This window comes from Nocardia sp. Tas62D01 (assembly GCF_055232035.1).
In genome coordinates, this window is the sequence record NZ_JBUYUZ010000001.1 from 6551740 (window position 1) to 6572618 (window position 20879).

Annotated in this window: 1 protein-coding gene; it reads left to right on the plus strand. The window is 68.5% G+C overall.

Features of this window, described 5'->3' with window-relative positions:
• Window positions 1-562: 562 nt before the first annotated feature.
• Window positions 563-20878 carry a non-ribosomal peptide synthetase gene (locus ACV7NQ_RS31270; protein ID WP_463362870.1) on the plus strand — a complete coding sequence of 6772 codons (20316 nt, stop codon included), beginning with the start codon at window positions 563-565 and terminating at the stop codon, window positions 20876-20878.
• Window position 20879: the final 1 nt, after the last annotated feature.

Below are 20879 nucleotides of genomic sequence, written 5' to 3' on the forward strand. Positions count from 1 at the left end.
CGTGCTCGAGGCAACAGTGCGCGACCCTTCCAGGTCGAGGCCCCGACACCAGACTGAGGGACGGGCTCTAAACCCAGGAACCGTTCGGCGTCGGCAGGCGACCGACACCCATTTTCACGCCTCGCGGCGTCCCCCGGGGCAGGATGACTGAGGGGGCGGGGGTTCAGCGATGGACTCCCGCTACCCGACCAGCGGTAGCTCCGGGTCACCCAAACCTGTGCAGTGTCGTAAAACGTGTCGAAAGTATTGGTGCCCAATAATTCTTGTCGTCGACCCCGAACCAACTTCGACATCACACCCAACAGACAAACACGAGCCCCCCCGGAACGCGTGTCAATGGCCAAGTTGAGGTGGCTCTGGCGCAATGATCGGTGGCCTGATCCGGGCACCCTCGCACCGATGAGTAGAAGGTGCGCTCGAGCGGTCATCGCCGCCCTGCGCGCCCCCTATATGATTGCTCGGACCGCGCCGGACCTCCCGACGACACAATCTCGACTGTTGGGCAAGCCCACCATGCTTGGGCTGTGCGGACCCGCTGGACGCGAGAGGTGAATGCACTCGAATGGATACTGCCCGCCGTTCCGCTCGTGGAAGCCGTCGTCGAAGGTCGGGTGGCCCCTTCTTCGGGCAGCTACTCACGGCCGCTGTGGAATCCGCGGCCGATTCGGTGGCGATCCGGTTCAACCCGACGGGTGAACCCGACGATCAGCGCGAACTCACCTATCGCGAGCTCGACGAGGCATCTTCGCGCCTGGCGCGGGAGCTGATCGAGCGGGGGGTGGGTCCCGGCGACGTGGTGGCCATCGGCATTCGGCGCTCCGTCGATTCGCTGCTGTCGGTATGGGCGATCGCGAAGGCCGGTGCCGCTTACGTGCCGGTCGACCCGACCTACCCGCCGGAGCGGATCGAGTACATGCTCGCCGATTCCGGGGTGGTCCTCGGCCTGACCACCTCGGCGTATCGCTCGGCGCTTGGCACCTCCGTCTATTGGATCGAGCTCGACGATTCGGTGCACCAGGCGCGGATCGAGGCGCGGGCCGCACATCCGATCTCCTATGCCGACCGGGTGCGGACGCTCACCGAGCAGCATCCCGCCTACGTCATCTTCACCTCCGGCTCGACCGGGCGCCCCAAGGGTGTCGTGGTCACGCATTCGGGCCTGGGCGCGATGGTGGCGTCGGAACGGGAGCGCTACGGCGTCACCGACATCTCCCGGGTGATGCATATCTGCTCCCCGAACTTCGACGTATCGGTGCTGGAGTATCTGGTTGCCTTCGCCACGGGCTCGACCCTGGTGGTGGCGCCGCCGACGGTGTTCGGCGGGTTCGAACTCGCTGATCTGCTGCGCCGCGAGCGGGTCACGCACATGCTGATCACGCCCGGCGCGCTGGAGTCCGTCGATTCCTCGGGGCTGGACGATCTGCAGGCCGTGGTGGTCGCGGGCGACAGGTTCGGCCCCGACCTGGTGACCCGCTGGGCCCGGGACGGGCGCGCCCTGCTCAACGGATACGGCCCGACCGAGGCCACCGTCCTCGCGGCCAGCAGTACGCCGCTGACGCCCGGTGAAACCGTCACCATAGGCAACGCCATTCCCGGATTCGGTCTGTTCGTGCTGGATTCACGGCTGCGCCCGGTACCCGACGGGGTTACCGGCGAACTGTATCTGGGCGGTCCGGCGCTGGCACAGGGCTACCTGAACCGGCCCGGCCTGACCGCGGCGCGGTTCGTGGCCAACCCGTTCGGCGACGGCGGTACTGCGGGGTCGCGGCTGTACCGGACCGGTGACCTGGCGCGGCGCCTGGACGCCGAGGGCGGGGGCATCGAGATCCTCGGGCGCTCCGACTTCCAGGTGAAGGTCCGTGGCTTCCGTGTCGAGCTCGGCGAGATCGATGACGCGCTGAGCCGCCACTGCGATATCGACTTCGCTGTGACGCTGGGTAAGCGGCCGCCGAACGGCACGACCATGTTGGTGTCGTACGTGTTGCCGACCTCGGGAACGACCGTGGATACCGGCGTGCTCGCCGACTTCATCGGGGAGTCGTTGCCCGCGTACATGATTCCTTCGTCGATCATCGTGCTGGACAAGATCCCGCTGACCCCGATCGGCAAGCTCGACCGGGCCGCGCTGCCCGAACCGGTCTTCGAGGCCAAGGAGTTCCGCGCACCATCGACGCCGGTGGAGGAGATCGTCGCCGACGTGTTCGCGGCGCTGCTGGTGCCCGGTGATGGTGACAATCCGGGCCGCGTGGGTGCCGACGACGATTTCTTCGAACTCGGCGGCAACTCGCTGCTCGCCGCTCAGGCCGCCGCCCGCATCGGGTCCGCGCTCGACGTGCGGGTGCCGGTGCAGTTGCTGTTCGAGGCGACCACGGTCGCGGCGCTCGCGCAACGGGTTGAGCAGCATACCGGTCCGGCCATGGGGCAGACCTTGCGGCCGATGCCGCGGCCCGAGCGGATTCCGCTGTCGTATGCGCAGCAGCGGATGTGGTTCCTCAACCGGTTCGATACGGCCAGCGGTGTCAACAACATTCCGGTAGCGGTGCGGCTGTCCGGCAAGCTCGATGTGGACGTGCTGCGCGCCGCCGTGCGGAATCTGGTGGAGCGCCACGAGGTGCTGCGCACCGTATACCCGGAGTTCGACGGCGAGGGCTATCAGCTGGTGCTGCCGGTCTCGGATGCCCGTGCGGTGCCGGGGCTTCCGGTGATCGCGACCACCGAGGCGGAGGTGCCCGGACTCGTCGCGGAGGCGGCGATCACCGGATTCGACGTGCTGGCGGCGCCACCGATCCGGGTGCGACTGCTGCAGTTGAGCGAAACCGATCACGTACTGGTGTGCGTGGTCCATCACATTGCCGGCGATGGTTTCTCGATGGGCCCGCTGACCCGCGATCTGATGGCCGCCTATCTGGACCGCATCCGCGGCGGACAGCCGGAATGGGCGCCGCTGGAGGTGCAGTACGCCGATTACGCGCTGTGGCAGCGCGACAGCCTCGGCACCGAGGACGATCCGGAATCGGTGCTGTCCCAGCAGATCGCGTTCTGGCGCGACGAACTGGTCGCGTTGCCGGAGCAATTAGATCTGCCCGCCGATCGGCCGCGGTCCGCGGTGGCATCCAACCGTGGCGCCACCATCGAGTTCGAGATCGGCGCCGATGTGCATGCGGCGCTGCGCCGGCTGGCGCACAGCCACAATTCGACGGTGTTCATGGTGGTACACGCCGTGCTGGCGACGCTGCTGGCCAGGCTGTCCGGCACCCGTGACATCGCTATCGGCACCCCGATCGCCGGCCGTGGTGAGGCCGCGCTAGACGACCTGATCGGCATGTTCGTCAACACCCTGGTGTTGCGCACCGAGGTCGATCCGGGCGCCACCTTCGACGAGTTGCTGCGCGAGGTGCGCCCCAGCGACATCGCGGCATTCGGACATGCCGATGTGCCGTTCGAGCGACTGGTGGAACTGCTGGACCCGGTGCGGTCGGCGGCGCGGCATCCGCTGTTCCAGGTAATGCTGACCTTCCAGAACATGGCGCCGAGCCACCTCGAACTGCCCGGGCTGGGGGTGTCGGGTGTGGATCTGGCTGTGCCACTGGCCAAATTCGATCTGCAGCTCGCGCTGCTGGAGCGGATCGATCCGGACGGTACGCCGCAGGGCCTGGCCGCCGCCTTCACCTATGCCACCGACCTGTTCGATGCGTCGACCGTGCAGGACTACGCCGACCGGTTCCACCGCATTCTGGCCGCGGTGGCCGCCGACTCCGACACGGTGATCGGCGATATCGACGTGCTCGCCCCGGGCGAGCGCGAACTCGTACTGCACGAATGGAATACGGCCGGGGCGCACGTTCCGGACGTCACCCTCGTCGATCTGATTGCCGCGCAGGCGCGGCGGCGCCCGGACGCGGTCGCGATCCGCTTCGGCGACACCACGCTCACCTTCGGAGAGCTGCAGCGGCGCGCCAACCGGGTGGCACGGGCGCTGATCGCACAGGGGGCCGGACCGGAATCGCTGGTGGCCGTGGCGGTTGCGCGGAGCGAGGAGTTGCCGGTGGCGCTGCTCGCGGTGCTCACCACAGGCGCCGGCTACCTGCCGATCGACACCACGTATCCGGCACAGCGTCTGGAGTTCATGCTCTCCGACGCCGCACCGACCTGTGTCCTCACCACCGCCGGTGAGCGGGATGCGCTGCCCGTCGGCGATATTCCCGTCCTCCTGCTCGACGAGGCGGAGTCGTTCGACGATGCACCGGTCACCGACGCCGATCGCGTCGCACCGCTGCGTGCCGACCATCTCGCCTACGTCATCTACACCTCGGGCTCCACCGGTGTGCCCAAGGGCGTCGGGGTGGCGCACCGGAATGTGGTGGAGCTGTTCGCGAATACGCAGCTGCTGTTCGACTTCGACGAGGCCGATGTGTGGACGCTGTTCCACTCGTTCGCCTTCGACTTCTCGGTGTGGGAACTGTGGTGTGCGCTCGCCAACGGCGGTGCCGTGGTGGTCGTCGACTACCTGACCTCGCGATCACCGGAACAGTTCCGCGAGTTGCTGATTCGCGAACAGGTGACGGTGCTCAACCAGACGCCGTCGGCGTTCTACCAGCTGGTCGAGGCCGACCGCGCCGCGCATGAGGCGGACGATCGCAAGTTTGCGCTGCGCTACGTCGTATTCGGCGGTGAGGCGCTGGATCTGCGCCAGCTGGAGCGGTGGTACGACCGCCATGGTGGTCGGGGGCAGGATGGTGTGGGTGACAACGCGCCGCACTTGGTCAACATGTACGGCATCACCGAGACCACGGTGCACGTGTCGTTCCTGGCTCTGGACGAGGGGCTGGCCGACAACGCAGCTAGCATCATCGGCCGGGCGCTGCCGGGTCTGGAGACCTATGTGCTCGACGACCGGCTGCATCCGGCGCCGGTCGGGGTGGCGGGGGAGATGTACGTCGCGGGCGCGCAGCTGTCCCGCGGTTACCTGGGCAGGCCCGGGCTCGCCGCGACCCGGTTCGTCGCGAATCCGTTCGGCGCGCCCGGTTCTCGCATGTATCGCACCGGCGACATCGGCCGCTGGGCCGGTTTCGGCGGGCGGGTAAACCTCGAATACGCCGGCCGCAGCGACCAGCAGGTGCAGCTGCGCGGTTTCCGCATCGAGCTCGGCGAGATCGAGTCGGCGCTGCTGCGCTGCCTGGGCGTGAGCCAGGCCGTGGTCCTGGTGCGCGCCGACGAGCACGTCGGCGACCGGCTGGTGGGTTACGTCGTCGCGGAGACGGGTTCGGAGCTGGATCCGGTGGCGCTGCGCGGTGCCGTGGCCGAATTCCTCACCGGCTACATGGTTCCCGACGCGATCGTGGTGCTCGACGTGCTGCCGCTCACCCCGAACGGCAAGCTCGACCGCAGGGCGCTGCCCGCCCCGCGGGTGTTCACCGAGCGGGAGTTCCGGGCGCCGACCAACCCGGTGGAAGAGGCCGTCGCGGGCGTGTTCGCCGATGTGCTCGGTGCCGAGCGGGTCGGCTTGGGCGATGATTTCTTTGCGCTGGGCGGTAATTCGCTCGTCGCGACTCGGGTCATCGCGCGGGTCAACGCCGCGCTCGACGCCACGCTGGGCGTGCGGGATCTGTTCGAAGCGCCGTCGGTTGCCGAGTTGGCCGCGCGTGCGGAGACAGCGGCGGCGAGTGGCGGCCGTCCGGAGCTGACCGCCCGGCCGCGTCCGGAGCGGGTGCCGCTGTCGCTGGCGCAGCAGCGGATGTGGTTCCTCAACCAGTTCGATACGGCCTCGCCGGTCAACAACATCCCGTTCGCGGTGAGGTTGACCGGGGCGCTGGATGTCGCGGCACTGCGGCGCGCCGTCGCTGATGTGGTGGAACGGCACGAATCGCTGCGTACGGTGTATCCGGCCGTGGATGGCGTGGGCTATCAGTCGGTGCTGCCGGCGACGGCGGTGCCGGAGCTGCCGGTGGTGCCGATCGCCGAGGATGCCGTCGCCGGGTGGGTCACCGAATTCGCTGTGCGTGGTTTCGATGTGTCCGTCGAGGTGCCGTTGCGGATCGCGGTGCTAGAGGTTTCCGGCGACGTGCATGTGGTTGCCGTTGTGGTGCACCACATCGCCGGTGACGGTGCGTCGGTGGCGCCGCTGGTGCGCGATCTGATGATGGCGTATGTCGCCGAAAGTGAAGGCGCCGCGCCGAATTGGGTGCCCTTGCCGGTGCAGTACGCGGATTACACGCTGTGGCAGCGGGAGCTGCTGGGTGCCGAGTCCGATCCGGAGTCGTTGGCTGCGGAGCAGATCGGCTTCTGGAAGTCGGAGCTGGCCGGCCTGCCGGAGCGGATCGATCTGCCCGCCGATCGGCCTCGCCCGCAGACCGCTACCGGCGCGGCCGGGCTCTACACGTTCAGCATCCCGGCGCAGACGCACCGGGCGATCGTGGAACTGGCGCGCGAACACGAGGCCTCGGAGTTCATGGTCGTGCATGCCGCGTTCGCGGCGCTGGTGTCGCGGCTATCGGGTAGCGGTGACGTGGCGATCGGTTCTCCGATCGCGGGTCGTGGCGAGGCCGCGCTGGACGACCTGGTCGGCATGTTCGTGAACACTCTGGTGCTGCGGACCGCGGTGGAACCGGGGGCGCAGTTCACCGATCTGCTCGATCGGGTCCGCGAATCGGATCTGGCGGCGTTCTCGCATGCGGAGCTGCCGTTCGAGCGGCTCGTCGAGGTGCTCGACCCGGTCCGGGCGCCCTCGCATCATCCGCTGTTCCAGGTCGCGCTGGTGTTCCAGAACATGGACCGGGCGCGGCTCGAGTTGCCGGGCCTGATCGTCGACGAGGTCGAGTTCGACGGTGTGTTCGCGAAATTCGATCTGCAGCTGGCGGTTTCGCCGGTCGAGGAGACCGAGGCGGTACCGGTCGCGTTCACCTACGCGCTGGATCTGTTCGAGGAAGCCACAGTCGCCGGGTTCGCGGAGCGGTTCGTGCGGCTGCTCGATGCGGTGACCCGCGATCCGGAGGTCGCGGTCGGTGATGTCGAACTGCTGGCTCCGGCCGAGCGGAAACTGCTGCTGGCGGGCCGGAATTCGACGTCCTACGAGGTGTCGCCGGAACTGCTGCTGGACGGATACCGGCGTGCGGTCGCGGCGCATCCGGATGCTGTCGCCGTCGTGTACGAGGGCGAGCGGCTGACCTACGCCGAGTTCGATGCCCGGGTGAACCGCTTGGCGCGACTGCTGATCGCGCAGGGTGCGGGACCGGAATCGGCTGTGGGAGTGGCGATTGGCCGGTCCGTCGATCTGGTGGTGGGCATCTACGCGGTGCTCGCCGCGGGTGGCGCCTATGTTCCGCTGGATCCGGATCACCCGGTGGGGCGCATCGGTTATGTGCTCGATGTGGCGCAGCCGTTGTGCGTATTGACCACCGCGCGTGACGGTTTCGTCGCGCCAGAGGGCGCGGCCGTGGTCGAGATCGATACCGTCGATCTGTCGGGATTCGGTGCCGAGCCGGTGCGCGAGGCCGAACGCCTGGCACCGCTGCGTCCGCACAACACCGCCTATGTGCTCTTCACGTCTGGTTCCACCGGCCGTCCGAAGGGTGTCGCGGTGTCGCACGGTGCGATTCACAACCAGATCACGTGGATGCTGGACCAGTATGGGTTCACCGCCGGCGACGTGTACCTGCAGAAGACCGCGACCACGTTCGACGTCTCACTGTGGGGCTACTTCATGCCACTGCGCGTCGGCGCGACGCTGGTTGTGGCGACCCCGGATGGTCACCGCGACCCCGAGTACCTCGCCGAAACTATTGCGGCACAGCGGATCACGGTCACGGACTTCGTGCCCTCGATGCTGACGGTGATGACCGCGCACGCCCGTGCCGAGCAGCTGACGTCGCTGCGGCACCTGTTCGTGGCCGGCGAGGCGCTGCCGCCCGAGACGGTGAGCGCGTTCGCGGCGCTGTCGACGGCGGGAGTGCACAACCTGTACGGCCCGACCGAGGCCGCGGTCACGGTCACCCACTGGACCGCCGACGACGGCGTCGCCGGATACGTGCCGATCGGTGTGCCGGAAGCCAACACCCAGGTGTATGTCCTGGATTCGCGCCTGCGGCCGGTGCCCGAGGGCGTGGCCGGCGAGCTGTATCTGGCCGGTGACCAGCTGGCCCGTGGCTACCTGCGGCGGCCGGAACTGACATCGGATCGGTTTGTGGCCAACCCCTTCGGAGTGCCCGGCGCCCGTATGTACCGCACCGGTGACCTGGTGGTGTGGCGGCGCACCGACGCCGACGCGTCGGCGATTGTCTACCTGGGCCGCATCGACTTCCAGGTGAAGTTCCGCGGCCAGCGCATCGAGTTCGGCGAGATCGAGACGGCGCTGCTGGCGCAGCCGGCGGTCAGCCAGGCTGTCGCGGTGGTCGCGACGGGTCCCATCGGTGATCAGCTGGTCGGCTACGTCGTTCCCGCGCCCGGGCAGGCGCCGGATCCGGCACGACTACGCGATGCGGTGGCCGAGGTGCTGCCGCCGTACATGGTGCCCTCGACGGTGATGGTGCTCGACGCCTTCCCCCTGAACATCTCCGGCAAGCTGAATCGAAAGGCCCTGCCGGCACCGGTTTTCGAAACCAGGACGTTCACCGCGCCCGCCACGCCGATCGAAGAACTGGTGGCGGGGGCGTTCGGCGATGTACTCGGTATCGAGCGGATCGGTCGCGACGACGATTTCTTCGCCCTGGGTGGCAACTCGCTCAACGCAATTCGCGTCACTGCGCGTCTGGGCGCCGCATTGGATGCCCGGGTGCCGGTCAAGGTGGTCTTCGAGGCGCCGACGGTGGCAACCCTCGCGGCCCGGCTGGAATCGCAGTCGTCGTCGGCGCATCGTCCGGCGCTGGTCGCGGGTCCGCGTCCCGAGCGAGTGCCGTTGTCGCTGGCGCAGCAGCGGATGTGGTTCCTCAACCAGTTCGACACGGCCTCGCCGGCGAACAACATTCCGTTTGCGGTCCGGCTGACCGGAGCGCTCGATATTGCCGCACTGCGGGCCGCTGTCGCCGCTGTCGTTGCGCGGCACGAGGTGCTGCGGACGGTCTACCCGGCGATCGACGGTGTCGGGTACCAGTCGGTGCTGCCGTCCTCGACGGTGCCGCAACTGAACGTGGTCTCGGTACCGGAAGCCGAAGTGGCTGGATGGGTCACCGAATTCGCTTTGCGTGGTTTTGATGTGGCTGCCGAGGTGCCACTGCGGATCGCGGTGCTCGCAGTCGCGGAGCCTGCGGAGCGACCATCCAGCACTGCCTCGGACTCCGTTCATGTCATTGCGGTTGTGGTGCACCACATTGCGGCCGACGGTGCGTCGGTGGCGCCCTTGGTGCGCGACCTGATGACCGCGTACCTGGCCAACGTCTCCGGCGCCGCGCCGGGTTGGGCGCCGTTGCCGGTGCAATATGCGGATTACGCGTTGTGGCAGCGGGAGCTGCTGGGTGAGGAGTCCGATCCGGAGTCGTTGGCTGCGGAGCAGATCGGGTTCTGGAAGTCGGAGCTGGCGGGTGTGCCGGAGCGGATCGACCTGCCTGCCGACCGGCTGCGGCCCCAGACCGCCTCGGGTGTCGGGCGGATGCTGTCGTTCGATATCCCGGCCACCACCCACACCGGACTGGCACGATTGGCGCGCGAGCGCAACGCCTCGATGTTCATGGTCGTGCATGCCGCGTTCGCCGCGCTGCTGGCGCGACTGTCGGGCAGCGGCGATGTGGCGATCGGCTCTCCGGTCGCCGGCCGTGGCGAGGTCGAATTGGACGACCTCGTCGGCATGTTCGTGAACACCCTGGTGCTGCGGACGGTTGTCGAACCGGGCGACAGTTTCGCGGAGCTGCTGGACCGGACCCGGGAATCGGATCTGGCGGCGTTCTCGCACGCGGAGCTGCCGTTCGAACGGCTGGTGGAGGTGCTCGATCCGGTTCGCGCGCAGTCGCATCACCCGCTGTTCCAGGTCGCACTGTTCTTCCAGAACATGGACCGGGCCCGGCTGGCCCTGCCCGGAATCGGGGTCGAGGAAGTCGGATTCGACGGCGCTGTCGCGAAATTTGATCTGCAGCTGACGGTTTCGCCGGTCGACGAGGCCAAAGCGATGCCCGCCCTGTTCACGTATGCAGCCGACCTGTTCGATGAATCGACGGTCGCCGGGTTCGCCGAGCGGTTCGTGCGCTTGCTCGACGCGGTCGCCGGTGACCCGGAGATCGCGATCGGTGATGTGGAGCTGCTGGCCGCCGCCGAGCAGGATGTACTGCTGCACAGCCGAAACGACACCGCGCACCCGGTGGCACCGGAACTGCTGCTGGACGGATACCGGCGTGCCGTGGCGGCGCATCCGGATTCGTGTGCCGTCGTGTACGAGGGCGAGCGGCTGACCTACGCCGAGTTCGATGCCCGGGTGAACCGCTTGGCGCGACTGTTGATCGCGCAGGGAATGGGGCCGGAGTCGTTAGTGGGCTTGGCGATTCGCCGGTCCGTCGACCTCGTTGCCGGCATGTACGCCGTGCTGACGGCGGGCGGTGCGTACGTGCCGCTGGATCCGGATCACCCGGCCGAGCGCATCGGCTATGTGCTGGACGTGGCGCAGCCGGTATGTGTATTGACCACGGCGCGTGACGGTTTCGTGGTGCCGGGTGAGGTTCCCGCCATCGAGATCGACACGGTCGATGTGTCTGCCTACGGCGCAGAGCCTGTCACCGAGGCCGAACGCGGGGTGCCGCTGCGCCCGCACAACACCGCATACGTGATCTTCACGTCCGGTTCGACCGGCCGCCCGAAGGGTGTGGCGATCTCGCACGGCGCGATCCACAACCAGATAGCGTGGATGCTCGCCGAATACCCGCTTGGCGCCGAGGACGTGTACCTGCAGAAGACGGCGACCACGTTCGACGTGTCGCTGTGGGGCTTCTTCATGCCGCTGCGAGCCGGCGCCACCCTGGTGGTGGCGACCCCCGACGGTCATCGCGACCCGGAGTACGTCGCGCAAACCATTGCGGCGCAGCGTGTCACGGTCACCGACTTCGTGCCGTCGATGCTGACGGTGTTCGCCGCGCACGCACGCGCCGAACTGCTGGCCGCACTGCGGCACGTGTTCGTCATCGGTGAGGCGCTGGCACCCGAGACGGTGACGGGCTTCGCCGAGGTGTCGGATGCTGGGCTGCACAACCTGTACGGACCGACCGAGGCGGCGGTGTCGGTCACCTACTGGCCGGCCGCCTCTGGGACGGACCCGGTGCCGATCGGTGTCCCGCAATGGAACACCCAGGTGTACGTGCTGGATTCGCGGTTGCGGCCGGTGCCCGAGGGCGTCGTCGGTGAGCTGTACCTGGCCGGTGACCAACTGGCCCGCGGATACCTGCGCCGCCCGGACCTGACGGCGGATCGGTTCGTGGCCAATCCGTTCGGCACGCCGGGCGCGCGGATGTACCGCACCGGCGACCTGGTGGTGTGGGGTTGCGCCGAGAGGGGCGAGCCGGTCCTGGATTACCTGGGCCGCATCGACTTCCAGGTGAAGTTCCGCGGCCAGCGCATCGAGCTCGGCGAGATCGAGACGGCGCTGCTGGCGCAGCCGCCGGTCAGTCAGGCCGCCGCGGTGGTCGCGGCGGGGCCGACCGGTGATCAGCTGGTGGGCTATGTCGTTGCCGCACCGGGATATTCACCCGACACAGCTCAACTGCGTGCGGCGCTCACCGAGGTGCTGCCGCCGTACACGGTGCCCGCGACGGTGATGGTGCTGGACGCGTTCCCGTTGAACACCTCCGGCAAGCTGGATCGGAAGGCCCTGCCTGCACCGGTCTTCGAGACCACCGAGTTCCGGGCGCCGGTCACCACGACCGAACAGGCCGTCGCCGGGGTGTTCGCCGACGTGCTCGGCGTCGAGCGAGTCGGCCTGGACGACGACTTCTTCGCCCTGGGCGGAAACTCGCTCAGCGCGACCCGGGTGGCCGCCCGGCTGGGCGCTGCGCTGGATATCCAGGTGCCGGTGCGACTGCTGTTCGAGGCATCGATGGTGGAAGGTCTGGCAGTGCGGGTCGAAGCGCACACCGGCGAGGCGGCCCGACCGGCACTCGCCGCCCGATCTCGCGCGGTGCAGGGAACTTCGCCGGCAGGCGAGACCACGGAGCAGCTGCCGCTGTCGCCGGCGCAGCAGCGGATGTGGTTCCTCAACCAGTTCGACACCGACTCGGCGGCGTACAACATTCCGATCGCGGTCCGGCTCACCGGTGCGCTGGATGTGCCCGCGCTGCGCCGTGCGATCGCGGATGTGGTTGCGCGGCACGAGATTCTGCGGACCTTCTACCCACAGACGCCGCAGGGCCCGGTCCAGGTGGTCGAGCCTGCCACGCAGGCGACTCCGCAGCTGCTGCCGATGAACGTGGCCGAATCCGATCTGGCGGACCGGATCATCGAGATCGTCACCACCGGCTTCGATGTCGCCAACGAGGTGCCGCTGCGGGTGGCGCTGTTCCGGATCGCCGTCACGTCCGGCTCCGACGAATGGGTCGTGGTGTTCGTGGTGCATCACATCGCCGGTGACGGCTGGTCGATGGGCCCGCTCACCCGTGACGTCATGGCGGCCTATGCCTCGCGTACCCAGAGCGCCACGCCGGGCTGGGCGCCACTGCCGGTGCAGTACGCCGATTATGCCCTCTGGCAGCGCGAGATGCTCGGCGACGAGGCCGTTCCGGAGTCGCTCGCGGCGCAGCAGATCGGTTATTGGCGGCGGACACTGTCCGGGTTGCCGGAGGAGTCGACGCTGCCGGCCGATCGGCCGCGGCGGACCGCGCCGAGCTTCCGCGGCGGCGCAGTCGATTTCGTGATCGATCCGGAGATCCGGCAGGGTCTGGCTGAGCTCGCGCGCGGCGAGAACGCGACACTGTTCATGGTTGTGCACGCGGCGCTGGCGGTGCTGCTGGCCCGCATGTCCGGCAGCGACGATGTGGCGATCGGCACCCCGGTCGCCGGTCGCGGCGACGCATCACTGGACGACCTGATCGGTATGTTCGTCAACACCGTGGTGCTGCGCAGTACGGTCGCACCTGGTGCGTCGTTCCTGGATCTGCTTGCCCAGCAACGGGAAACCGACCTGTCCGCCTTCGCGCACGCCGATGTTCCGTTCGAGCGCCTGGTGGATGTGCTGGCCCCGGAACGCTCGACGATGCGGTCGCCGCTGTTCCAGGTGTCGCTGGCATTCCAGAACCTGCCCTCGGGATCGTTCGAGCTGCCCGGATTGCGGGCGAGCCTGGTCGATTTCGATGCCGCCATCGAGAAGTTCGACCTGTCGGTGACCCTGTTCGAGGCACCCGCGGTGGACGGCTCGATAGGCCTGATGGGCCGGTTCACCTACGCAAGCGACCTTTTCGACGAGTCGACGGTCCACACCTTCGCCGACCGCTACCGGCGGATCCTGGGTGCCGTCGTCGCCGACCCGAGCGCCCCGATCGGCGATATCGATCTGGTGACCGACGACGAACGCGCGGATGTACTCGGGGCGTGGACCACGGCCGGTCCGGACACCGGACGGGTGGCCACCCTGGTCGAGCTGTTGGATGCCACGGCACGCGAGCACAGCGACCGCACCGCTGTGGTGTCCGGGCAGGATCGGCTCACCTACCGGGAGCTGGACGAGCGCGCGAACCGGTTGGCGCGCAAGCTGATCGAGGCCGGCGCTGGTCCGGAGACCCTGGTGGCGGTGGCGTTGCCCCGGTCGCTGGAGCTCGTGGTCGCGCTGCTGGCGACGGTGCGGGCCGGTGCGGGCTACCTGCCGGTGGATCCGACCTACCCGGCCGACCGCATCGCGTACATGCTCGCCGACGCTCGCCCGGTCTGCGCGATCACCATCTTCGATCGCGAGATCGAGCTGCCGGATGCGCTGCCGGTGCTGGAGCTGGATCGACTGGATCTGTCCGGTGCGGCTGCCGGGCCGGTCACCGACGCCGACCGCAGCAGTGTGCTGACTCCGGACAACATCGCCTACGTCATCTACACCTCGGGTTCGACCGGACGTCCGAAGGGCGTGCAGATTCCGCACCGCACGGTGGTGAAGCTGTTCGCGAACACCCAGGCGCAGTTCGGATTCGACGAATCCGATGTGTGGACGATGTTCCACTCCTATGCCTTCGACTTCTCGGTGTGGGAGCTGTGGGGCCCGCTGCTCTACGGCAGCACCCTGGTGGTTGTCGACTACTACACGTCGCGGTCGCCGGAGCAGTTCCTGGAACTGCTGCGCCGCGAACGGGTTACGGTGCTCAACCAGACGCCATCGGCGTTCTACCAACTGGCAGAAGCGGATCGGGTCGCAGGCTCGGACCAACCGCTGTCGCTGCGCTACATCGTCTACGGCGGTGAGGCGCTCGAACTGCGCCGCCTCGCCGACTGGTACGCCCGCCACGACGAGGCCATGCCTCGCCTGGTGAACATGTACGGCATCACCGAGACCACGGTGCACGTCACCTACCGGGCCCTGGACGCTGCGGCGGCCGGGGCCGCCAACGGCAGTGTGATCGGTCGGGCGGTTCCCGGCCTGCGCACCTATGTGCTCGACGCGCGCCTGCGCCCGGTGCCGGTCGGTGTCCGCGGTGAAATCTATGTGGCCGGAGCCCAATTGGCTCGCGGTTACCTCGGGCAACCGGCGCTTACCTCCGGCCGGTTCGTGGCGAATCCGTTCGGCGAGCCCGGTTCCCGGCTCTACCGCTCCGGTGACCTCGCCCGGTGGAACGCGGCCGGCGACCTGGAGTACTTGGGTCGCGCCGACGAGCAGGTGAAGGTGCGCGGCTTCCGCATCGAACTGGGCGAGATCGAGGCCGCCGTGCTGGCGCAACCCGGTGTCGCCCACGCCGCGGTGATCGTGCGCGAGGACCGGCCTCGTGATCCGCGGATCACCGCCTACGTGGTGGCGGTGGATGCGAATGCGCAACCCGCCGAAGGCAACTCGGGCGGGAGTAGGGCGGGATCTCACACAGCCGACCGCTGGCGCGCGGGCGCGGCGCAACTACTGCCCGAGTACATGGTCCCGTCGGCATTCGTCGTGGTGGACGCGATTCCGTTGACCGCCAATGGAAAACTCGACCGCCGCGCACTGCCCGCGCCTACCTTCGCCACGACGGTGTCGCGTGCGCCGATCAGTGACACCGAGGCCCGCCTCGCGAAGCTGTTCGCCCAGGTTCTCGGCCTGGAGCAGATCGGCGTGGACGATTCGTTCTTCGGCGTCGGCGGCGACAGCATCATGTCGATCCAGCTGGTGTCGCGGGCCAAGGCCGCGGGCATCGTGTTCACTCCGCGAGATGTGTTCGAGCAGAAGACCGTTGCCGGGCTTGCCCGGGTCGCGGTCATGGCGGGTGAAGCCACGCCGATCGAGCTGGCCGAACTGCCCGGCGGCGGCGTCGGCGAGATCCCGCTGACGCCGGTGCTTGCCGCATATCTCGAAGAGGGTGTCTACAACCGCTTCTCGCAGAGCATGGTGCTGGGCCTGCCGGACGGAATCGATCGCGCCGGACTGGTCGCCACCATCGCCGCCGTCCTCGACCACCACGATGTGCTGCGCTCGCGAGTGCGGCACGTCGACGGGCAGTGGCATTTCGAGGCGCTGCCGCTCGGTGGCGTGGACGTGAACACGCTGATCTCCGAGGTCGACGTGCCGACCGGTGTCGACGAGACGGAGCTGAACCGGATCGCCAACGCGGCGATGGATTCCGCGCTCGCGACGCTGGATCCGGCCGCAGGCAAGATGCTCGCCTTCACTTGGCTGCGTCGCCCCGATGCACGCGACGCTGTCACCGTCGCGGCCCATCACTTCGTCATCGACGGTGTGTCGTGGCGCATCCTGATCCCGGACCTCGCGGTGGCTTCGGCGCAGCGAGCGGCGGGGCAGGGGGTCACGCTGCCCGCCGTCGGCACCTCGTTCCGGCGCTGGGCATACGGCCTGGACGCGGCGGCCACGGCAGCGGACCGTACCGGCGAGGTCGGCTACTGGCAGCAGGTGATGGCCACGCCGGATCCGTTGCTCGGTACCCGCGCCCTGGATGCCGCGGTGGACACCTATGTGACGCGCGGGCAGATCGGCATCCAGGTGCCGGCCGAGGTCACCGACGCTGTCCTGATCAAGGTTCCGGCGCTGTACCGCGGCGGTGTCAACGACGGTCTGCTGGCCGCACTCGCAGTGGCGGTGCGCACCTGGCGGGCGCGACGCGGCATCGACGCACCCGCCACCCGGGTGAAGCTCGAGGGCCACGGCCGCGAGGAGGGCACCGTGCCCGGCGCCGACCTGACCCGTACCATCGGCTGGTTCACCAGCATCTACCCGGTGGCCCTGGATCTGTCCGGCATCGACACCGAGGCAGCCCTGGTCGGCGGCAAAGCGGCTGCGGCGGTCCTGAAGTCGGTGAAGGAGCAGTTGCTTGCGGTGCCGGACAAGGGCATCGGTTACGGCATGCTGCGCTACCTCAATGCGGCCACTGCCGGCGAACTCACCGGTGACCTCGGGCAGATCAGCTTCAACTATCTCGGCCGCGTCTCGGCAGGTGGAGTGCCCGAGGGCCTGGCCGATTTGGGCTGGCTGCCGACCGTCGATCTGGGAGCCGTTGCGGGCGAACAGGATCCGGCGATGCCGACGCCCGCGGTGATCGACATCAACGCGATCGTCAACGAGACCGCCGCGGGTCCGCAGATGGATGTGTCGTTCGCCTACGCCGCCGAGATCATCGGCGAAGCGGACGTCCGCGAGCTGGCCGACGAATGGGTGTCGGCACTCACCGCGCTCGCCCGCCACACCCAGGATCCGGCGGCCGGCGGGCTCACCCCGTCGGATGTGCCGCTGGTGCAGGTCACCCAGGCCGAGCTGGACACCTGGCAGCAGACGCGGCCGGGTCTGTCCGATGTGCTGCCGCTATCGCCGCTGCAGGCGGGACTGCTGTTCCTCGCCGAAGTGTCCCCAGTGGACGACTACATCATGCAGTTCGCGGTGGAGCTGTCCGGCGATGCCGATATCGACCGGCTGCGCCGCGCCGCGCAGGCGGTTGTGGATCGGCACGCGAACCTGCGGACCGCCTTCGTCGCCACCGCCGACGGCACCCCCGTACAACAGGTGGTGGACGCCGTCGAGGTGCCATGGCAGATCGTGGACGATGCGCACGATGCCGAGCTGCCGGCGATTCTCGAAGCCGATCTGCGGCATCGGTTCGATCCGGCGGTGGCGCCGCTGGTGCGATTCGCGGTGTACCGCACCGAGTCCGGACGCACCCACCTGGTGCTGACCACCCACCACATCCTGCTCGACGGCTGGTCCATGCCGTTGCTGATGAAGGATCTGCTGGTCCTGTATGCGACGCACGGTGATTCGTCGCTGCTGCCGCGGGTGCGGCCGTACCGCGACTACCTGGCGTGGCTGTCGCGTCAGGATCGCGATGCGGCGCTGCGGGCGTGGGCGAAGGCGCTCGACGGGCTGGAGGCGACCCCGCTCGCGCCCGCGCTGGCGCGGCCCGCGGCACCGGAGCCGGGTGTCGAGACGCTGGCGTTCGACCTGTCGCCGCAGCAGACCTCGGCGCTGGCGGCCTTCGCCGCCGAGGCCGGCGTCACCGTCAACACGGTGGTGCAGGCGGCCTGGGGCCTGGTGATCGCGGCCGGAACCGATCGCGATGATGTGGTGTTCGGCGCCGCGGTGTCTGGTCGGCCGCCGCAGCTCGACGGCATCGACGACATGATCGGTCTGTTCGTGAACACCATCCCCGTTCGCGTTCAGTTCGATCCGCGATGGACCGTGCGAGAATTGCTGGGCCGCTTGCAGTCCGAGCAGGCAGCTCTGCTGGACCGGCACTACCTGGGGCTGGCCGATATCCAGCACGCCCTGGGTGTGGACGGACTGTTTGATTCGCTGCTGGCGTACGAGTCCTATCCGATCGACACCGAAGGGCTGCAGCAGCAGGCGAGTTCGATCGATGGCATGGCCATCACGGGTCTGCAGAGCGTCAACTTCAGCCACTACCCGCTGACGGTGCTGGTGGAACTGACCGCACAGCTGACGGTGAAGGTGATCTACCAGCGCAACACCGTAGACGGTGCGGCCGCACAGGCTGTCACCGACCGGATGCGGATGCTGATCGGCGAATTCGTCGCCGGTCCGCAGCACACGCTGGCGGCGACCAACCTGCTGCTCGATGCCGAGCAGGCGGCGCTGGACGCGGTGAACGACACCACGGCACCGGAATTCGTGGACGACGCGACACTGGTCTCGTTGTTCCACGCCCAGTGCGGGCGCACTCCCGACGCGCCCGCGGTAACGTTCGGCGACGAGACGCTGACCTATGCAGAGCTCCGGTCGCGCGCGAGTCACCTTGCCGGAGAACTTGTCCGGCGCGGTGCCGGCCCGGAGACCCGGATCGCGGTGGCGACGCGGCGTTCGCTGGAGCTGGTAGTAGCGATCTACGCGGTGCTGGAAACCGGCGCGGCCTATGTGCCGGTCGACCCGGATCATCCGGTGGAACGCAACGACTACGTGCTCACCGGTTCGGCGCCGCTGTGCGTGCTCACCACGGTCAAGGACGGGTTCGAAACCGGCACCGCGGCAACGGTTCTCGATATCGAGCAGCTCGAAGCCGCTTCGCGAGGGGCGAATATCGGGTTCACAGCGCCGGAGGCGAATATCGCGACCGCTGCGGAGTGGATCTCCGAGCCGAGGGAGTCGCGTCCGGGTGATTCGGAAACACGGCCGGACAACACCGCCTACGTCATCTACACCTCGGGCTCCACCGGACGCCCGAAGGGCGTGATGATCACGCACCGGCAGATGGTGAACCAGTTCCGCTGGGCCCAGCGCGAATACCCGCACACCACCGGCGATGTGGTGCTGCACAAGACCCCGATCACCTTCGACATCTCGACGTGGGAGTTGTTCTGGCCGTTGCAGACCGGCGCTCGTATCGTGGTCGCCGAACCGGACGGGCACCGTGATCCGCGGTACCTGGCCGAGGTGATCGAGAAGGAGTCCGTCGGCACGGTGCACTTCGTGCCGTCGATGCTGGACGCATATCTGGAACTGGAGCAGCTCCCGAATGCCGTGCCGCGCCGGGTTTTTGCAGCGGGTGAGGCGCTGGCCGCCACCACCGCGGCCGCGTTCGGCGAACGGCTGTCCGGCGAGCTGTACAACTGGTATGGCCCCGCCGAGGCAACCGTGGTGACCGCCGCCGCGGTGCCGGCTCCCACTCCGTCGTCTCCGACCCGCCGTGGCGAAATCCGCGGCGCGGTGCCGATCGGTGCCCCGGCGGCCAACACCCGGGTATTCGTGCTCGACCGCCAGCTGCGGCAGGTGCCGGTCGGCGCGACCGGCGAACTGTACGTTGCCGGTGTGCAATTGGCGCGCGGCTACCTCGGTGCGCCGGCGTTGACGGCCGAACGATTCATCGCCAGCCCGTACGAGCCGGGTGCCCGGCTCTACCGCACCGGTGACATCGTCAAACTGGTGGGTCGCTCTGCAAGCTCCGCCCCCGCAGGAGAACTCGGATCACCCGTTCTCGAATACCTCGGCCGCGCCGACTTCCAGGTGAAACTGCGCGGCCAGCGCATCGAACTGGGCGAGATCGAAGCCGTCCTGCTGGAACCCGATTCGGTCGGTCACGCCGCGGTCGCACTGGTGCCGGAGCCGGATCGCCTGGTCGGCTGCGTGGTGGCCGCATCCGGTCACACGATCGACGAGGTGGCACTGCTCGAGCACACCCGACGCGGGCTGCCGGCGTACATGGTGCCGTCGGTGCTCGTCACGCTGCCGGAGCTGCCGCTGAACGCGAACGGAAAGCTTGATCGCAAGGCGCTACCGGTCCCCGCCTTCACCGCGCGGCCCTACCGCGAGCCGGAAACCCCGCTGCAGCAAGCGGTCGCCGCGGTGTTCGCGGAGGTGCTCGGTATCGAACGGGCCGGTCTGGACGACGACTTCTTCGCGCTGGGCGGCACCAGCCTGGTCGCCGGCCAGGCGGTGAGCCGACTGCGTCAGGCGACAGGCGCGCAACTGCGGGTGCAGTGGTTCTTCCTGGACCCGACGGTGGCCGGCATCTCGGCCCGGCTCGTGGAGGCGGTGGAATCCGGCCTCGACTACGACGCCGGCTCCGATGCCTCGATGAGCGTGATGCTGCCGATCCGCAAGACCGGCAGCCGTACACCGCTGTTCTGCATCCACCCGATGTACGGCCTGTCCTGGTGCTACAGCGGGCTGGCCCAGCAGCTGGACCCGCAGCAGCCCATCTACGGCGTGCAGTCCCCGGCGCTGTCGGAGGACGCCGATCCGCCGGAGTCGTTGCACGACATGGCCGCCCGCTACCTCGCGGAGATCACCGCCGTCCAGCCGGAGGGGCCGTACCGCCTGCTCGGCTGGTCGCTCGGCGGTGTGCTCGCGCACGAGATCGCGGTGCGGTTGCGGGCGGCCGGGCAGGAGGTCGAGTTGCTCGCGATGCTGGACAGCGACCACAGCTTCGACATCGACTTCTTCCACGACGCCATGCTGGAGGTGCTGGCCGAGATCGGTATCCAGGGCATCGACGCGCAACAGTTGAGTGTGCTGAGCGAAGCGGACTTCGTGAAGCTGTACGAGGCGATCCCGACGGACATGGTGGCGTTGACGCCGGACCGGCTGCGGCGGATCTACACCAGTGCGGTGCGGTCGGCCGAACTCACCCAGAGCTACACCCCGCAGGTGTTCGACGGGACGGTGCAGTTCTTCAAGGCCATGCAGAACGAAGGCGTGAAGCGGGACATGGTCGCGGCGTGGCGGCCCTACGCGGCCGGGGTCACGGTGCACCCAGTGGCGGCCGGCCACGAGGCGATGACCGAGCCCGAGGCGCTGGCCGTCATCGGCCCCGTGCTGGCCGATCTGCTGCGGGCCGGCGACCGGAAGTAGT